Source organism: Streptomyces sp. SAS_281, assembly GCF_052542855.1.
On sequence record NZ_JBMNDO010000031.1, the window covers coordinates 59,541 to 75,606 of the forward strand.

Annotated in this window: 16 protein-coding genes and 1 pseudogene; 5 read left to right on the forward strand and 12 right to left on the reverse strand. The window is 72.6% G+C overall.

Annotated features, from left to right (window positions below; genetic code table 11):
• The first annotated feature begins 207 nt into the window (after nt 1–207).
• Complete coding sequence (locus tag ACN6LM_RS14720; RefSeq protein ID WP_445065801.1) at nt 208–879, forward strand: lysophospholipid acyltransferase family protein; 672 nt, start codon at nt 208–210, stop codon at nt 877–879.
• Nucleotides 880–946: 67 nt separating this feature from the next.
• Here the strand turns inward: ACN6LM_RS14720 and ACN6LM_RS14725 are convergent, their stop codons facing one another.
• The 4 genes from ACN6LM_RS14725 to argH all read right to left on the reverse strand — a co-directional run bounded on the left by ACN6LM_RS14725 (nt 947) and on the right by argH (nt 5,616).
• Nucleotides 947–2,491: an MFS transporter gene (locus ACN6LM_RS14725; RefSeq protein ID WP_445065802.1), complete on the reverse strand. Its 1,545-nt coding sequence runs from the start codon at nt 2,489–2,491 to the stop codon at nt 947–949.
• On the reverse strand, nt 2,488–3,039 hold the full coding sequence (locus tag ACN6LM_RS14730; RefSeq protein WP_445065803.1) for a TetR/AcrR family transcriptional regulator: 552 nt from the start codon (nt 3,037–3,039) through the stop codon (nt 2,488–2,490). The genes ACN6LM_RS14725 and ACN6LM_RS14730 overlap by 4 nt, the downstream gene beginning before the upstream one ends.
• Before the next feature lie 107 nt (nt 3,040–3,146).
• The gene (locus ACN6LM_RS14735; RefSeq protein WP_445065804.1) at nt 3,147–4,118 is read right to left on the reverse strand and encodes an aldo/keto reductase; all 972 of its coding nucleotides are present in this window, start codon (nt 4,116–4,118) and stop codon (nt 3,147–3,149) included.
• A 64-nt stretch (nt 4,119–4,182) separates the two neighbouring features.
• Nucleotides 4,183–5,616, reverse strand: coding sequence for an argininosuccinate lyase (argH, locus tag ACN6LM_RS14740; RefSeq protein ID WP_445065805.1), 1,434 nt, complete (start codon nt 5,614–5,616; stop codon nt 4,183–4,185).
• A 130-nt stretch (nt 5,617–5,746) separates the two neighbouring features.
• Between argH and ACN6LM_RS14745 the strand changes: the two genes are divergently transcribed.
• Both ACN6LM_RS14745 and ACN6LM_RS14750 read left to right on the forward strand, forming a co-directional pair.
• Nucleotides 5,747–6,937 (forward strand): hypothetical protein, encoded by a 1,191-nt coding sequence (locus ACN6LM_RS14745; protein ID WP_445065806.1) that lies wholly within the window; start codon nt 5,747–5,749, stop codon nt 6,935–6,937.
• 50 nt (nt 6,938–6,987) lie between these two features.
• Nucleotides 6,988–7,695 carry a L,D-transpeptidase family protein gene (locus ACN6LM_RS14750; protein ID WP_445065807.1) on the forward strand — a complete coding sequence of 236 codons (708 nt, stop codon included), beginning with the start codon at nt 6,988–6,990 and terminating at the stop codon, nt 7,693–7,695.
• Here the strand turns inward: ACN6LM_RS14750 and ACN6LM_RS14755 are convergent.
• On the reverse strand, nt 7,689–8,612 hold the full coding sequence (locus ACN6LM_RS14755; protein ID WP_445065808.1) for a nuclear transport factor 2 family protein: 924 nt from the start codon (nt 8,610–8,612) through the stop codon (nt 7,689–7,691). The genes ACN6LM_RS14750 and ACN6LM_RS14755 overlap by 7 nt on opposite strands.
• Before the next feature lie 40 nt (nt 8,613–8,652).
• Nucleotides 8,653–9,231 (reverse strand): NADPH-dependent FMN reductase, encoded by a 579-nt coding sequence (locus tag ACN6LM_RS14760; protein ID WP_445065809.1) that lies wholly within the window; start codon nt 9,229–9,231, stop codon nt 8,653–8,655.
• A gap of 209 nt (nt 9,232–9,440) precedes the next feature.
• On the opposite strand from ACN6LM_RS14760, the gene sigJ reads away from it, so the two are divergent.
• Nucleotides 9,441–10,370: an RNA polymerase sigma factor SigJ gene (gene sigJ / locus ACN6LM_RS14765; RefSeq protein WP_445065810.1), complete on the forward strand. Its 930-nt coding sequence runs from the start codon at nt 9,441–9,443 to the stop codon at nt 10,368–10,370.
• A 122-nt stretch (nt 10,371–10,492) separates the two neighbouring features.
• Entirely contained in the window at nt 10,493–10,945 is a 453-nt protein-coding gene (locus ACN6LM_RS14770; RefSeq protein WP_445065811.1) for a VOC family protein, read from the forward strand.
• Nucleotides 10,946–11,040: 95 nt separating this feature from the next.
• On the opposite strand, the gene ACN6LM_RS14775 is transcribed toward ACN6LM_RS14770, so the two are convergent.
• From ACN6LM_RS14775 to ACN6LM_RS14800, 6 genes and pseudogenes are all read right to left on the reverse strand, one after another.
• The gene (locus ACN6LM_RS14775; RefSeq protein ID WP_136204397.1) at nt 11,041–11,577 is read right to left on the reverse strand and encodes an arginine repressor; all 537 of its coding nucleotides are present in this window, start codon (nt 11,575–11,577) and stop codon (nt 11,041–11,043) included.
• A 10-nt stretch (nt 11,578–11,587) separates the two neighbouring features.
• A complete protein-coding gene (locus tag ACN6LM_RS14780) occupies nt 11,588–12,799 on the reverse strand; it encodes an acetylornithine transaminase (protein WP_445065812.1) in 1,212 nt (403 codons plus the stop codon).
• Complete coding sequence (argB, locus tag ACN6LM_RS14785) at nt 12,796–13,698, reverse strand: acetylglutamate kinase (RefSeq protein WP_445065813.1); 903 nt, start codon at nt 13,696–13,698, stop codon at nt 12,796–12,798. Before argB ends, ACN6LM_RS14780 begins: the two co-directional genes overlap by 4 nt.
• Nucleotides 13,695–14,849, reverse strand: a complete 1,155-nt coding sequence (gene argJ / locus ACN6LM_RS14790) for a bifunctional glutamate N-acetyltransferase/amino-acid acetyltransferase ArgJ (protein ID WP_445065814.1) — start codon at nt 14,847–14,849, stop codon at nt 13,695–13,697. Before argJ ends, argB begins: the two co-directional genes overlap by 4 nt.
• Nucleotides 14,846–15,874 (reverse strand): N-acetyl-gamma-glutamyl-phosphate reductase, encoded by a 1,029-nt coding sequence (gene argC / locus ACN6LM_RS14795; protein ID WP_445065815.1) that lies wholly within the window; start codon nt 15,872–15,874, stop codon nt 14,846–14,848. Before argC ends, argJ begins: the two co-directional genes overlap by 4 nt.
• 88 nt (nt 15,875–15,962) lie before the next feature.
• Nucleotides 15,963–16,066, reverse strand: a pseudogene (locus tag ACN6LM_RS14800) (IS481 family transposase); the annotation flags it as partial.

Sequence of the window (16,066 nt, forward strand, 5' to 3'; positions counted from 1 at the left end):
CCTGTCGAGCGAGGATCGAGCGTAGGCAGGGGTACGGTCCCAGGGGCGGCACCTGGACGAACATGGCGCGAACACATGTCGACACGGCGTATCCGATGCGTGAACCCGATGTGCGATCGGCCGGTACCCGCGAGTATCGTCCTCACCTGCATGGACCTTCACCATCCGTCGCCTCGGCCGGGCCCGCCCACTACACCGGAGGAAGCGTTGTCCCGTCTCGCACTCATCAAGGCAGTGCTCGGACCGATCCTGCGCCTGATGTTCCGGCCCCGGGTGGAGGGCATCGAGAACATTCCGGGCAGCGGTCCGGTGATCCTGGCGGGCAACCACCTGACGTTCATCGACTCGATGATCATGCCGATCTGCTGCGACCGTCCGGTGTTCTTCATCGGCAAGGACGAGTACGTGACGGGCAAGGGGCTCAAGGGCCGGCTGATGGCCTGGTTCTTCACGGGCGTCGGCATGATCCCGGTGGACCGGGACGGCGGGCGCGGCGGTGTCGCGGCGCTGATGACGGGGCGCCGGATCCTGGAGGAGGGCAAGGCGTTCGCGATCTACCCGGAGGGCACCCGCTCCCCCGACGGCCGGCTCTACCGGGGCCGTACGGGCATCGCGCGGCTGACACTGATGACGGGCGCGCCGGTGGTGCCGTTCGCGATGATCGGCACGGACAAGCTCCAGCCGGGCGGCTCGGGTCTGCCCCGGCCGGGCAAGGTCACGGTGCGCTTCGGTGAGCCGATGGAGTTCTCCCGCTACGAGGGCATGGACCGCGACCGCTACGTGCTGCGCGCCGTGACGGACTCCGTGATGGCCGAGGTGATGCGGCTGTCCGGCCAGGAGTACGTGGACATGTACGCGACCAAGGCGAAGGCCGCCTGACCCGGCGGAACGTACGAGAGGGCCCGCTTCCCCCGGTCCGGGGGGAGCGGGCCCTCTCGTACGCGTCCTACTCGTGCACGATGCCCTCCTCCAGCTCCTGGCCGCGCAGCAGGAACCAGGCGGCGGCCGCCGTGGCCACGAGGACGACGGCGCCGATGACCGAGGCGAGGTGCAGCCCGCCCACGAAGGCGTCCTGGGCGGCGGTGACCATCTCGGCGGCCTCGTGCGGCGGCAGCAGGTGCGAGGACTCCACGGCGCCGCCGAGCGATTCGTGCGCGGCGTCCGAGACGGCGGGCGGGGTGCCGGGCGGTGCGGTGAAGTCCTTGTAGGCGCCGGTCACGATGGAGCCGAGCAGCGCGATGCCGAGCGCCGCGCCCAGCTCGTACGCCGTCTCGGAGACCGCGGAGGCGGCGCCCGCGTGTTCCTTGGGGACGCTGGACAGGATGACGTCGGACGTCACGGTGAACGCGAAGCCCGCGCCCACGCCGACGATCAGGAGCAGCGCGCCGATCAGCGGGTAGGCCGTGTCCCGGTGGACGGCGGCGACCGCGGCCAGCGCCAGGCCGATCGCGCCGAGCCCGCCGGACACCACCACCCGGACGGTGAACCGCCGGGCGACCGTGCCCGCCAGCAGGCCCGCGGTGACCGCGCCCACGGCGGCGGGCAGTTCGGCGAGCCCGGCCTCCAGCGGTCCGCGGCCCTGGACCAGCTGGAGGAACTGGGAGAGGAAGAAGACGATCCCGGACAGGCCGAGGATGGTCAGCAGGTCGGCGAGGACCGCGCCGGAGAAGCCCCGGTGGTGGAAGAGCCGCATGTCCAGCAGGGGGGCGGGGAGCCGGAACTGACGGCGTACGAACCAGATCAGCGCCAGCAGGCCGGCGACGCCCACCAGGGCGGAGCTCCAGCTCGCGCCGTGCGCGGCCATCTCCTTGATGGCGTAGACGACGCCGATCATGCCGACCAGTGAGAGACCCACGCTCGGCAGGTCCCACGGCCCGGGCGCCGGGTTCTTCGATTCGGGGATCATCTTGACGCCGACCGCCACGAGCACCGCCATGACGGGCAGGTTGATCAGGAAGACCGAGCCCCACCAGAAGTGTTCGAGGAGGAAGCCTCCCACGACGGGCCCGACGGCCGCACCGGCCGAGGCCATCGCGCCCCAGATGCCGATGGCGAGGCTGCGCTCGCGGGGGTCGTGGAAGAGGTTGCGGATCAGGGCGAGGGTGGACGGCATCAGGGTGGCGCCCGCGACACCGAGCAGCGCCCGCGCCACGATCATCATCTCGGGCGTGTGCGCGTAGGCGTTGAGCACCGAGACCGCGCCGAAGGCGGTGGCGCCGCAGAGCAGCAGCTTCTTGCGGCCGATGCGGTCACCGAGGCTGCCCATGGAGACCAGGAGCCCGGCGATCACGAACGAGTAGACGTCGCCGATCCAGAGCAGCTGGGTGCCGGTCGGTTCCAGGTCCTCGCTGAGGAACGGGGTCGCCAGGCCGAGCACGGTCGCGTCGACGGCCACCAGCAGCACGGCGAGGACGAGGACGGCCAGCGCGATCCACCGCCCGGGGCGGTACGGGTCGACGGGGGGCTCCGGGTGCTCTTCGACGCTGCTCATTGCTCCACGCTCCGGCGTGCGCCGCCGAGCAGCAACTCGGCGATCATGTACGGGAAGTCCCGTGCGGCCACCCGGCCCGCCTGAACGGCCCACGCCCCGCTGCCGATGAGCCCGTACAGCGCCTCGGTGAGCCAGGCCGGGGTCAGGTCGATGCGGAATTCGCCGCGTTCCTGGCCGCGCCGGAAGAAGGCGGCGACGCGGGCGTCCAGCCGGTCCCAGCCGGCGTTCCGGCCGTCGCCCTCGAAGAGCTGGTTCTCGGTCACGAGGAACGAGAGCAGTCCGGCGCTCGGCTCGACGGCGACGACGAACCGGCGCAGCGCCTGCTCGCTCGTGCCCTCGTCCATCACGGCGGCGTCGAGCGCGGCCTCGAACTCCTGGATGCCGAGTTCTTCCAACGCCCTGACCATGGCGTCCCGCCCGGCGAAGTGCCGGTGCAGGGTGGCGCGCCCGATACCGGCCGCCTTCGCGACCTCGTCCATGGTGGCAGTGGGTTTGCGGGTCAGCAGGGCGGCGGCACTGCGCAGCACCTGCTCACGATCAAGAGTCATGGGACAACAGTAACCCGAATGAGACGTTATCGTCCCATTCGGGTACCGGTGCCCCCTTGCCAGTCAGCCCCCGTGCCGTTCCCGTCGGTACCCGTGCCGTTTCCCCGTCAGCTCCAGGGCAGCGAGGCGCGGTGCCGCCAGTACGCCTCCGGCTCCTCCACCAGGGCCTCCAGCCTGGCGCGCCGTCCCTCGTCGAGGACGGGGACGGTCGCGTGGAGGTTGCCGGAGAGCTGGGCGACGGTGGCCGCGCCGGAGAGCACGACGCCGGCCCACGGCTGGTGGAGCACCAGGGCCAGGGCGACCGCGTCGCTCCCGAGCCCCTCCTCGTCGGCGATCTCCCGCACGACCGCGGGCGCCTGGTCGCCGGCGAGCCTGCCGTTGGCCATGCCCTCCTTGACGATGACGGTGAGCCCGGCGGCGTGCGCCTCGGCGAGCGCGGGACCCGCCGAGGTCTCCAGCGCGTTGTAGGTGGCCTGGACCGTACGGAAGAGGGGGGCGCCGTCGACCGTGACGGCGAGGGCCGCCAGGATCGCCTCGGCCTGGGCGGGGCCGCTGGTGGAGAGGCCGACGCTGACACCCTGGGCGGCCAGTTCGGCGAGGCGGGCGTGCAGCTCCTTGTCGGTGAGCGCCGGGCTGTCCGGGGTCACCGAGTGGATCTGGTAGAGGTCGAGCCGGTCTCCGAGCAGGGCGGCGGTTTCGGCGCGCTGGCGCTCGAACGCGGCGAGGCCGTGGTCCTTGACCTCGTGCGTCTCCGCGTCGAGGCCCCAGTCGGCGGTGTACGTGTAGCCCCATTTGCTGCCGACGACGACGTCGTCCGCCTCGGGGTGCGCGGCCAGCCAGCCGGCCAGGAACTCCTCGGCGCGCCCGTAGGAGCGGGCCGCGTCGAAGTAGCGGACGCCCTGCGCGTAGGCGGCGTCGAGGAGTTCGTGCGTACGGTCGCGCAGGGCCTCCGGCGAGCGGCCGGCGGGCAGGTCGCGGTCGCGGTGGAGGTTGATGTAGCCGGGCCGGCCGACGGCGGCCAGGCCGAGCCCGATATGGGCGGTGGGGGTGGTCGCTTCGGACAGTCGGGCGAACGGCATCGCGGGCTCCTCGTCGTCGGGCAGGACGCGCCTACCCTCAACGTAGCCCGCGATGCGTTTCCGGCTACTTGCGCGCGTCCGCCCAGGCGTGCTGCACCGCGAGGTCGGCCTTGACCTCGGCCAGCTGGACGGCGACGGCCGAGGGGGCGGTGCCGCCGCGCCCGCTGCGGGAGGCGAGGGCGCCGGCCACGTCGAGGACGGTGCGGACCTCCGGGGTGAGGTGCTCGGAGATCTTCGCGAACTGCTCGTCCGTCAGCTCGTCCAGCTCGATGCCGTGGTGCTCGCACTCCTTGACGCACTCGCCGGCCACCTCGTGGGCGACGCGGAACGGCACGCCCTGCTTGACCAGCCACTCCGCGATGTCCGTCGCGAGCGAGAAGCCGGCCGGGGCCAGCTCCTCCATGCGGTCCCGGTTGACGGTGAGCGTCGCCATCATGCCGGTGAAGGCGGGGAGCAGGACCTCCAGCTGGTCGCAGGAGTCGAAGACCGGCTCCTTGTCCTCCTGGAGGTCGCGGTTGTACGCGAGCGGCAGCGCCTTGAGCGTCGCCATCAGGCCGGTGAGGTTGCCGATGAGCCGGCCCGACTTGCCCCGGGCGAGCTCGGCGATGTCCGGGTTCTTCTTCTGCGGCATGATCGAGGAGCCGGTCGAGAAGGCGTCGTGCAGGGTGACGAAGGAGAACTCCTTCGTGTTCCAGATGATGATCTCCTCGGCGATCCGGGAGAGGTTGACGCCGATCATCGCGGTGACGAATGCGAACTCGGCGACGAAGTCCCGGGACGCCGTGCCGTCGATCGAGTTGCCCACCGAGCCCCGCTCGAAGCCGAGGTCGGCCGCGACCGCCTCCGGGTCGAGCCCCAGCGAGGACCCGGCCAGCGCGCCGGAGCCGTACGGCGAGACGGCGGTCCGCTCGTCCCACTGCCGCAGCCGCTCCGCGTCCCGGGAGAGGGACTGCACATGGGCCAGGACGTGGTGGGCGAAGAGCACCGGCTGGGCGTGCTGGAGGTGCGTACGGCCGGGCATGGCGACGTCCGGGTGGGCCTCGGCGAGGCCGACCAGGGCGTCCTGCAGGTCGGCGACCAGGCCGCCGATGATGCGGGCGTGGTCGCGCAGGTACATCCGGAAGAGCGTGGCGATCTGGTCGTTGCGGGACCGGCCGGCGCGGAGCTTGCCGCCGAGGTCGGGACCCAGCCGTTCCAGCAGTCCGCGTTCCAGGGCGGTGTGGACGTCCTCGTCGGCGATGGTGCCGGTGAAGGAACCGTCGGCCACATCCGCTTCGAGCTGGTCGAGCCCGGCGGTCATCCGGTTCAGCTCGTCCTCGGTGAGCAGACCGGCCCGGTTGAGGACGCGGGCGTGGGCACGGGAGCCGGCGATGTCGTACGGCGCGAGACGCCAGTCGAAGTGGACCGAGGCGGACAGCCGGGCCAGCGCCTCGGCCGGGCCGTCGGCGAAGCGGGCGCCCCAGAGACGTACGTCGCCGTTGCCGTTGCCGTTGCTCACTACGTGCTCCTCGGAAGTGCCACGATCACTGTTAGGCATAACTATGCAGAGCTCTGCATGCTTTGTCAAAGACGATGCCGAGGCCGTCCGGCCGCAGGTACGGTCGGCACCCGGAACACCTGGGGGGATCATGGACGACGCCTGGACGACGGTGCGGCAGCTGGCCGACGGCGTGCCGCTGCGGGAAGCGCTCGGCGGACGGGAGTCGGCGGAGTACTGGGTGGCGCTCGACCTCGCGGTCCGGTACCCGCCCTGGTACGCCCCGGACGGCTGGGATCCACCGCGCCGGGACCGGAGCGCGGCGCGGGCCGAACCCGCGACCGCCCTCGCCCTGTGCCACCCCGACGGCCGGATCCGCGAGGCGGCGCTCGACCGGGTGTCCCGCTACCCGGACCTGCTGCCGCTCCTCGTCGTGCGCTGCGTGGACTGGGCGGCTCCGGTACGCGGTCGGGCCCGGGCCCTGCTCGCGGAGGCACCGGCCGCCGGTCTCGTCGCGCAGGTGGAGCTGATCCTGCTCCTGGGCCGGCGCGAGCGGGGCGGGTTCGCCGTGGAGCTGCTGGGCCGGGCGCTGCGCGAGGGCCCAGCCGAGTTCCTGCACCCGCTGCTGGCGAGCGCCGACCGGGCGACGCGGCGGTTCGCCCATCGCACCGCCGTCGAGCGCGGACTGCTGCCGCCGCTCGGGCTGGCCCGCATCGCCGCACGCTCGGGGGATGCCGTCCTCCAGGACCTGTGCGCGGAGGCGGCCGTCACCGCGGTGCGCGAGACGGGCCGCGACGACGGTGTCATCGGCATCCTGCTGACCGCCCGCTCGGGCCGCGTCCGGGCCGCCGGAGTCACCGCGCTGCGGCGCGCCGGCCGGTACGAGGAGGCGCGGGCCCACCTGACGGACCGGTCGGGCGTCGTGCGGGCCTGCGCCCGGTACGTGGTGCGCCAGGGCGGGACCGACCCGCTGCCGCTGTACCGGGCCGTGTGCACCGGGGACGCCGTCGCGCCGGGCGCCGCCGCCGGGCTCGGCGAGTGCGGCGACCGCAAGGCGGACGCGGGCACCCTGTGGGCCCTGGTCCGCCACCCGGTCCCGGCCGTACGCGCCCAGGCGGTGACCGGGCTGCGGGCGCTGGACGCGGTGACGCGGGAGGGCCTGACACCGTTGCTGGACGACCCGTCACCCGCCGTGGTGCGGGCGGCCACCGGGGCGCTGCTCCCCTACGCGGCCGAGTTCCCGGTGGCGTGGCTGCGCGGGCGCGACGGTCCGGAGTCGCCCCGGGCGGTGCGGGTGGCGGCGCGGCGACTGCTGCGGGCGGCCGGATTCCGTATCAACTGACAGGCTGTTTTCCGGGGCGGTCGGGCACATCGCCGCCTAGAGTCCCTGACATGCGAAGACTTGTGACTACCGCCGCCGTCCTGCTCGCCCTCGGCACCGTGGTCGGGGCCGGCCGGCCCCCGCTGGCCACCGCCCCGCTGCCGACCCGTCTCACCGACACGGGCGGCGGCACCCAACTGATCACCGCCATGGCGGACTCCACCTCGTCCACCGCCGGCACCCTCACCTGGTGGGACCTGCGCGACGGGAAGTGGGTCGCCGCCGGGACCGCCGCCGCCCGGTTCGGCTCGAACGGGCTCACCGAGGGCAGCACCCGCCAGCAGAGCACCTATACGACGCCGACCGGCCTGTACGACCTGCCCTACGCCTTCGGGGTCAAGGCCGCGCCCGCCGGCACGCTCTACTCGTACCGGCAGGCCACCACCAAGTCCTGGTGGTGCGAGGACAACGAGGCCGCCGCCTACAACCGCTGGGTCGAGCCGCTGCCCTCCGACTGCCGGGCTTCGGAGTCCGAGCAGATCACCGCGTACCCCACGCAGTACGCCCGCGCGCTCGTCATCGGCTTCAACTACGACGAGCCGGTGCGCGGCCGGGGCGCCGGGATCTTCCTGCACGTCAACGGTTCCGGCGCGACCGCCGGTTGCGTCTCCGTACCGGCGGACGCGATGGACCGCATCCTGACCTGGGCCGACCCGGCCCGCAGCCCGCACATCGCGATCGGCACCGTGGGCGGCACGACCGCGATCACCAACTACTGACGGCTCCCCGCGACCGGCCCCTGCCGCCCGGCCCCTCGCGACGACTCCTGCGGGGAGGGCGGTGGCGGCGGCCGGCCGTGATCCACCACGGATCCGGCCGGCCCCCCGGCGAGCGGCGTGGAGTCCAGATAGCGGATCTCGTAGACGCGCTCGACGAAGCGCCAGCCCTCCGGGCTGCGCCGGTAACGGTCGTGGTAGATCGCGTAGTTGAGGTGTGAGGCACCGTCACGCATCCGGATGATCTCGGAGAGGCAGGCCCGCCCGGCCGCGGTGTCCCCCGAGACGGTGACGACGCCGGGGTGGGCCGTCTGGACGAAGACGTCGAAGCCGGCCTCACGCCGCCGCCCGAGCCCTCGGATGCCGTCGCGGCCGACGGCCTCGATCCCGGCGTCAGGGATGCGGACGACGCCGTCCGGCACGAAGAGGGCGGCGAGCCGGTCGTGGTCGTTCATCATCGCCGCGTCCGTGAACTCCGCGCGGAGCGCCTCGATCTCGACGCGGTCCCGCCACCCGTCCGCCTCGCTGCCCGGTCCGTCGCTCACGAGACGGCCGCCGACCGCGGTGCGGTCGGCGCGGGTGGCGACGAGGTCGACGACCGTCCCGTCGCGGTGGTGTTCCCCCAGTGTCCTCGCGACCGCGTCCGTCACCGCGGCGACGAGCCGGGCCGTGGTCCGCGGTCCGTCGGTCCGGGTGAACGCGTCCTCCCCGATGGCGAACGTCACGGTCGGCGCCACCTCGTGGCGCGCCGCACCGCCGACGGCCCAGCGGCCGACCGCGAGTCCGACGAGTCGTACGACCACGGGATCGCGGACCCGCTCCCCGTAGACGGAGGTGACCGCTCCGGTGAGCCGGGCGATGAGGTCGCCTTCGTGGCCGGCGATCTGCGACTCGAGAGCGTGGACGGTGAGATGGGGCATGCTCGTTCGTCTCCTTCTGTACCGGTCGGGGGGAGGCGGCTCAGCCGGGGGAGGTCGTGCGGGCGCGGCGCAGGGGCGCCAGTGCCGTGGTCCAGCCGACTACGCGGTCGAGCAGGTCCTCCAGCGAGTGCGTCCGGGACGCGGCCGGCGCGAACACCCTGAAGTCCTCGAAGTCCGCGCCCAGGTGAAGAGAGACCTGGGCCGGCACGTCGGCGAGCCCGAGCAGACCGCACAGCTGCCGCAACTGGGCCGTGGACCCCGCACCGCCGGCGGCCCCGTAGGCGACGATCCCGGCGGCCTTGTCCGCCCATCCGGCGTGGACGAAGTCGATGGCGTTCTTGAGCGCGGCGGGCAGCTGGCTGTTGTACTCCGGCGTGACGAACACGAACCCGTCGAACGAGCCGACCGTGCGCACCCATGCCTGTGCCCCGGGCCCCCCGGTTCCTCCCATGGCGGGGGGAACGGCCTGGTCGAAGAGGGGGAGCCGGAACTCGGCGAGATCGACGAGCTCGAACGCGGCGTCGGTCCTGCGCGCCGCGACTTCGTGCACCCACTCCGCCACCTGCGGGCCGAGCCGCCCCGGACGGGTGCTGCCGATGACGATGCCGATCCTGGTCATGCCGTGTCCTCCTGTCGCGATCGCTGCGTGGGACACGGGCAGACGGTCGCCGTCGTGGCCGTCCGCCGTGCCCGCCCCCGTACCGACGCGGCAGGGGCCCCGATCGTCAGGAGCCGGGCGGGCGCGGGGTGGCCGCCTGACATCCGCGGGGGCCGGTCCGTCGTCTCTCACGGAGGATGCTCACGTGACGACGGGAAGGCGCTGACCCCATGGAGTTCACGGACGGGAACGAGGATGCCGCGGCGGGGTCCGGGGACGAACCGCTCCTCTCGGAACGGCGCAGTCTCGCGAATCTCGCGTACCGTCTGCTCGGCTCGCTGACAGAGGCGGAGGACGCCGTCCAGGAGGCGTACGCCCGTTGGTTCGCGCAGTCCGCGGAGCGCCGGGCCGCCGTCGCGAAACCCGCCGCCTGGCTGACCACCGTCGTGAGCCGCATCTGCATGGACCAGCTCCGTTCGGCGCGGCTGCGCCGGGAGCGGTACGTCGGTGAGTGGATTCCGGAGCCGGTGCCGGCACGGGCCGAGTGGCCCGGCATGTCCCACGGATCCACGGCGAGGGATCCCGCCGACCACATCACGCTGGACGAGTCCGTCGAGATGGCGTTCCTGGTCGTGCTCGACGCGATGACGCCGGCCGAACGCGTCGCCTTCATGCTGCACGACGTGTTCCGGGTGCCGTTCAACGAGGTCGCGGAGATCGTCGGCCGCACCCCGGGGGCCTGCCGCGAGCTCGCCTCCTCGGGGCGTCGGCGCGTGGCTGCCGCCCGCACCGGCGGGGCGCGGACCCGGCAGCGTTCCGTCGTCGTGGGCGAGTTCCGACAGGCGTGGCAGGCCAAGGACGTGGAAGCCCTGGTACGGCTCCTCGACCCGTCGGTCGTCGCGGTCGCCGACGGGGGCGGTCGCGCGACGGCCTCGCCGACGCCGCTCCGGGGCCATCTCCGGGTCGCGGAGTTCCTGGTGCGTCTGGCGGGCCTCGCCGGCCGGCTGGACCTCCGCGAGCGGACCGTCAACGGGCAGCCCGGACTCGTCGCGATGGACGGCGGTCAGGTGCTGTCGGTGTACGCGTTCGACATCGAGGGGTCCCGCATCCTGCGCATCTGGGCGATCCGCAACCCGGACAAGCTGCGGCCGTGGAGGTGAGGCTCTCGCCGGCATGGCTCCTGACGATCACCGCTGCGGAAACGTCGAACAGCCGGACCGGGGGCGCGCGGTGACGCGGCGCCCGGACCGGCCCGATCCGGATTCCAGGAAAGGAAACACCGATGTCGTTCCACTCCCTCACCCTGCACCTGACCGTGCGCGGCGCGGACGAGGCGTCCGCCTGGTACCGACAGGCGTTCGGGGCCGAGGAGCTCACCAGGCTGGAGGTCCCCGGCGGCCGGCTGATCCACGTCCAGGTCCGGGTCGGGCCGGTCACCCTGATGCTGGCCGACGAGTTCCCCGAGATGGATTCCTACGGTCCGCAGCACTTCGGCGGCACCTATGGCGCCCTCTGTCTGCACGTCGACGACGTCGATGACGCCTGGCAGCGGGCGGTCGGTGCCGGGGCCACCGTGATCCGGCCGCTGGGCGACGCCTTCTGGGGCGAGCGGGAAGGCCAGCTGCTCGACCCCTTCGGTCATCGGTGGGCGCTCACTCAGCGTCTCCGCGACGTCCCGCTCGCGGAGCTGCAGGAGCTCACGACCGAGGCGTTCGCCGGCCTCGCCGCGGACTGAACGCCCCCTCTTCGGCCGGGCCGCCCGGCGCACACCATCGGGAGGCCGTCCTGCGGATGCCGGACGGCCTCCGCAGCGTCCCCGCCGGGCAGGTCCTAACGCTCGTTCTGCGCGAGCCGCAGCAGATGGTCGGCGAGCGCCTGCCCGCCGGCCGGGTCGCGGCTGATCAGCATGAGCGTGTCGTCGCCCGCGATGGTGCCGAGGATGTCGTGCAGTTCGGCCTGGTCGATGGCCGAGGCGAGGAACTGCGCGGCGCCCGGCGGCGTACGCAGCACCACCAGGTTGGCCGAAGCCTCCGCCGAGATCAGCAGCTCGGCGGAGAGCCGGCGCATCCGCTCCTCCTTGGCGGAGCCGCCCAGCGGCGCCTGCGGGGTGCGGAATCCGCCCTCGCTCGGCACCGCGTAGATCAGCTCGCCGCCGGTGTTGCGGATCTTCACCGCGCCCAGCTCGTCCAGGTCCCGGGAGAGCGTCGCCTGGGTGACGCTCAGCCCGTCGTCCGCGAGGAGCTTGGCCAGCTGGCTCTGGGAGCGCACCGGCTGCCGGTTGAGGATGTCCACGATCCGGCGGTGGCGCGCCGTGCGGGTCTGCGGCACCGAAGGCCCGCCGAACTCGGATTCCTGCGCCTCGGTCATCGTCGTCGCCTCATTCTCCGGAGCGCTTCTCTCCGGATCGTCCGTCCCCGTATGCCGCGTCGAGGGCGCCCGGCAGCGCCCGGAGGAACGCGTCCACCTCCGCGTCGCCGATGGTCAGCGGCGGCATGAGCCGCAGGACGTCGGGCGCGGGCGCGTTCACCAGGAGACCGGCACCCTGAGCCGCCTGTTGCGCCTGGGGCGCGAGGGGCTCGGTGAGCACGATACCCAGCAGCAGGCCGGAGCCCCGGACATGGGAGACCAGGGGGTGCCCCAGCCCCTCCACGCCCTCCCGGACGCGCTCACCGAGCCGCTTCACCCGGTCGAGGGCGCCGTCGGCGGCGAGGGTGTCCAGGACCGCGAGGCCGGCGGCGCAGGCGACCGGGTTGCCGCCGAACGTCGTACCGTGCTGCCCGGGTGCGAGGAGGTCCGCCGCCGCGCCGAAGGCGATCGTGGCGCCGATCGGGAGTCCGCCGCCGAGCCCCTTGGCGAGGGTGACGACGTCGGGCTCGACGCCCTGGTGGGCCTGGTACTCGAACCACGTCCCGCACCGGCCGATGCCGGTCTGGACCTCGTCCAGGACGAGCAGGGTGCCGGTGGCCCGGGTGATCTCCCTGGCCGCCTCCAGGTAGCCCTTGGGCGGGACGACGACGCCGTTCTCGCCCTGGATGGGCTCGATGATCACCAGCGCGGTGTCGGTGGTGACGGCGGACCGCAGCGCCTCCACGTCGCCGTACGGGACATGGGTGACGTCGCCGGGGAGCGGGGTGAACGCCTCGCGCTTCTTGGGCTGGCCGGTGAGCGCGAGCGAGCCCATGGTGCGGCCGTGGAAGCCGCCGTCGGTGGCGACCATGTGGGTGCGCCCGGTCAGCCGGCCGATCTTGAACGCGGCCTCGTTGGCCTCGGCGCCCGAGTTGGAGAAGAAGACCCGGCCGGTGCGGCCGAAGAGCCCGAGGAGGCGTTCGGCGAGCGCGACGGGCGGTTCGGCGATGAACAGGTTGGAGACGTGCCCGAGGGTCGAGATCTGGGCGGTGACCGCCTCCACGACGGCCGGGTGGGCGTGGCCCAGGGCGTTGACCGCGATGCCGCCGACGAAGTCGAGGTACTCGGTGCCGTCCGCGTCCCACACGCGGGCGCCCTCGCCGCGCACGAGGGACAGCTTCGGGGTGCCGTAGTTGTCCATCAGTGCGTGCTGCCAGCGCTGCGAAAGTTCGGCGTTGCTCATGACTCCCCCTGTGCGTCGGGCACGACCATCGTGCCGATTCCCTCGTCGGTGAAGATCTCCAGCAGGATCGAGTGCTGGACCCGGCCGTCGATGACGCGGGCCGTCTCCACCCCGTTGCGTACGGCGTGCAGGCAGCCCTGCATCTTGGGCACCATGCCGCTGGACAGCTCGGGCAGCAGCTTCTCCAGTTCGGTGGCGGTGAGCCGGCTGATCACGTCGTCGCTGTTCGGCCAGTCCTCGTACAGGCCCTCGACGTCGGTGAGGACCATCAGCGTCTCGGCGTTCAGCGCGGCGGCGAGTGCGGCGGCCGCGGTGTCGGCGTTGACGTTGTAGACGTGGTTGTCGTCGGCGGACCGGGCGATGGAGGAGATGACCGGGATACGGCCGTCGTCCAGCAGGGCCTGGATGGCGCCGGTGTCGATGGCGGTGATCTCGCCGACCCGGCCGATGTCGACGAGCTCGCCGTCGATAGTGGGCCGGTGCTGTACGGCGGTGATGGTGTGGGCGTCCTCGCCGGTCATGCCGACGGCGAGCGGCCCGTGCTGGTTGAGCAGGCCGACCAGCTCGCGCTGGACCTGGCCGGCGAGCACCATGCGTACGACGTCCATCGCCTCGGGCGTGGTGACGCGCAGGCCCGCCTTGAACTCGCTGACCAGGCCCTGCCTGTCGAGCTGGGCGCTGATCTGGGGGCCGCCGCCGTGCACGACGACGGGCTTGAGGCCGGCGTGCCGCAGGAAGACGACGTCCTGGGCGAAGGCCGCCTTCAGCTCCTCGTCGATCATGGCGTTGCCGCCGAACTTGATGACGACGGTCCTGCCGTTGTGCCGGGTCAGCCAGGGCAGGGCCTCGATGAGGATCTGCGCCTTCGGGAGTGCGGTGTGCTTCCGCGCCGTCGTCATGAGCTGTACGCGCTGTTCTCGTGGACGTAGTCCGCGGTGAGGTCGTTGGCCCAGATGACGGCGGACTCGGTGCCGGCGGCGAGGTCGGCGGTGATCCGGACCTCCCGGAACCGCATGTCGACCAGGTCGCGGTCCTCGCCGACCGAGCCGTTGCGGCAGACCCAGACGTCGTTGATGGCGACGTTGAGCGCGTCCGGCTCGAAGGCGGCCTTCGTGGTGCCGATGGCGGAGAGCACCCGGCCCCAGTTGGGGTCCTCGCCGTGGATGGCGCACTTGAGGAGGTTGTTGCGGGCGATCGAGCGGCCCACCTCGACGGCGTCGTCCTCGGTCGCGGCGTTCACGACCTCGATCCGGATGTCCTTGGAGGCGCCCTCGGCGTCCCCGATGAGCTGCCGGGCCAGGTCGGCGCAGACGGTCCGGACGGCCTCGGCGAACTCCTTCTGCTCAGGGGCCGCCCCGCTGGCGCCGGAGGCGAGCAGCAGCACGGTGTCGTTGGTGGACATGCAGCCGTCCGAGTCGACCCGGTCGAAGGTGGTGCGGGTCGCGTCGCGCAGCGCGGCGTCAAGACCGGCGGCGTCCACGTCGGCGTCGGTGGTGAGCACGACGAGCATGGTGGCCAGGCCCGGGGCGAGCATGCCCGCTCCCTTGGCCATGCCGCCGACGGTCCAGCCCTCGCCGCCCGCGACGGCGGTCTTGTGCACGGTGTCGGTGGTCTTGATGGCGATGGCGGCCTTCTCGCCGCCGTGCTCGCTGAGCGCTGCCGCGGCCTTCTCGATGCCGGGGAGCAGCTTGTCCATGGGGAGCAGGATGCCGATGAGCCCGGTGGAGGCTACGGCGATCTCGCCCGCGCTGTGGCCCTGGAGGACCTCGGCCGCCTTCTCGGCGGTGGCGTGGGTGTCCTGGAAGCCCTGCGGGCCCGTGCAGGCGTTGGCGCCACCGGAGTTGAGGACGACGGCGGAGACCTCGCCGCCCTTGAGGACCTGCTCGGACCAGAGGACGGGGGCGGCCTTGACGCGGTTGGAGGTGAAGACGCCCGCGGCGGCGCGGCGCGGACCGTTGTTGACCACGAGGGCCAGGTCCGGGTTGCCGTTCTCCTTGATTCCGGCGGCGATGCCCGCCGCCGAGAATCCTTGTGCTGCCGTGACGCTCACGGTGCGACTCCGATCGTGGAAAGTCCTGTGTCCTCGGGCAGTCCGAGGGCGAGGTTCATGGACTGCAGGGCGCCGCCCGCGGTGCCCTTGGCAAGGTTGTCGATGGCGCTGATGACGATGATCCGCCCGGCCGCCTCGTCGTACGCGACCTGGACCTGCACGGCGTTGGAGCCGTACACGGCGGCGGTGGCGGGCCACTGGCCCTCGGGCAGCAGGTCGACGAACGGCTCGTCCGCGTACGCCTTCTCGTAGGCGGCGCGTACGCTCTCGGCGCTCGTACCGGGCTTCGCCTTCGCGCTGCACGTGGCGAGGATGCCGCGGGGCATGGGCGCGAGGGTCGGCGTGAACGAGACGGTGACCGGCTCGCCTGCGGCGGCGCTGAGGTTCTGGATCATCTCGGGCGTGTGCCGGTGCACGCCGCCGACGCCGTACGGGGTCATGTTGCCCATCACCTCGGAGCCGAGCAGATGCGGCTTGGCCGCCTTGCCGGCGCCGGACGTCCCGGACGCGGCGACGATCACGGCCTCGGGCTCGGCGAGCTGTGCCGCGTACGCCGGGTACAGCGCGAGCGACACGGCGGTCGGGTAGCACCCGGGCACCGCGATCCGCTTGGTCCCGGCGAGGGCGGCACGGGCGCCGGGCAGTTCGGGCAGGCCGTAGGGCCAGGTGCCGGCATGCGGCGAGCCGTAGAATTTCTCCCAGTCGGCGGCGTCCCGGAGGCGGAAGTCGGCGCCCATGTCCACCACCAGCACCTCGTCGCCGAGCTGTTCGGCCACGGCGGCGGACTGGCCGTGCGGCAGGGCGAGGAAGACGACGTCGTGCCCGGCGAGCACATCGGCGGTGGTGGGCTGGAGGATGCGGCCGGCCAGGGGGCGCAGGTGCGGTTGGAGCGCACCGAGGGGCTGGCCCGCGTTGGAGTTGGCGGTGAGGGCGCCGATCTCCACCTCGGGGTGGGCGAGCAGCAGACGGAGCAGTTCCCCGCCCGCGTAACCACTCGCTCCTGCCACTGCTGCGCGTACCGCCATCGAAAGCCTCCTAGTCGATGGCATGACTATACGCAGCGGTGCACTTTTATGCAAAGATTTTCGCCTGGAGCGGCACCCGAAACACGCCCTAGGTGTATTGACCCGCAGGGTTGTTGACGCGGGTGATTGGGGGCCGGCCTCCGAGTGCGGTGTGGCAGCGATGGTAGTTGTAGCTGTGCAGGAAGCCCTGGA

Excerpts from the sequence above, each read along its gene's own strand:
- ACN6LM_RS14725 (WP_445065802.1), bottom strand. The coding sequence starts at position 2,491 with ATGAGCAGCGTCGAAGAGCACCCGGAGCCCCCCGTCGACCCGTACCGC.
- ACN6LM_RS14730 (WP_445065803.1), bottom strand. The coding sequence starts at position 3,039 with ATGACTCTTGATCGTGAGCAGGTGCTGCGCAGTGCCGCCGCCCTGCTG.
- ACN6LM_RS14735 (WP_445065804.1), bottom strand. The coding sequence starts at position 4,118 with ATGCCGTTCGCCCGACTGTCCGAAGCGACCACCCCCACCGCCCATATC.
- ACN6LM_RS14745 (WP_445065806.1), top strand. The coding sequence starts at position 5,747 with ATGGACGACGCCTGGACGACGGTGCGGCAGCTGGCCGACGGCGTGCCG.
- ACN6LM_RS14750 (WP_445065807.1), top strand. The coding sequence starts at position 6,988 with ATGCGAAGACTTGTGACTACCGCCGCCGTCCTGCTCGCCCTCGGCACC.
- ACN6LM_RS14755 (WP_445065808.1), bottom strand. The coding sequence starts at position 8,612 with ATGCCCCATCTCACCGTCCACGCTCTCGAGTCGCAGATCGCCGGCCAC.
- ACN6LM_RS14760 (WP_445065809.1), bottom strand. The coding sequence starts at position 9,231 with ATGACCAGGATCGGCATCGTCATCGGCAGCACCCGTCCGGGGCGGCTC.
- sigJ (WP_445065810.1), top strand. The coding sequence starts at position 9,441 with ATGGAGTTCACGGACGGGAACGAGGATGCCGCGGCGGGGTCCGGGGAC.
- ACN6LM_RS14770 (WP_445065811.1), top strand. The coding sequence starts at position 10,493 with ATGTCGTTCCACTCCCTCACCCTGCACCTGACCGTGCGCGGCGCGGAC.
- ACN6LM_RS14775 (WP_136204397.1), bottom strand. The coding sequence starts at position 11,577 with ATGACCGAGGCGCAGGAATCCGAGTTCGGCGGGCCTTCGGTGCCGCAG.
- ACN6LM_RS14780 (WP_445065812.1), bottom strand. The coding sequence starts at position 12,799 with ATGAGCAACGCCGAACTTTCGCAGCGCTGGCAGCACGCACTGATGGAC.
- argB (WP_445065813.1), bottom strand. The coding sequence starts at position 13,698 with ATGACGACGGCGCGGAAGCACACCGCACTCCCGAAGGCGCAGATCCTC.
- argC (WP_445065815.1), bottom strand. The coding sequence starts at position 15,874 with ATGGCGGTACGCGCAGCAGTGGCAGGAGCGAGTGGTTACGCGGGCGGG.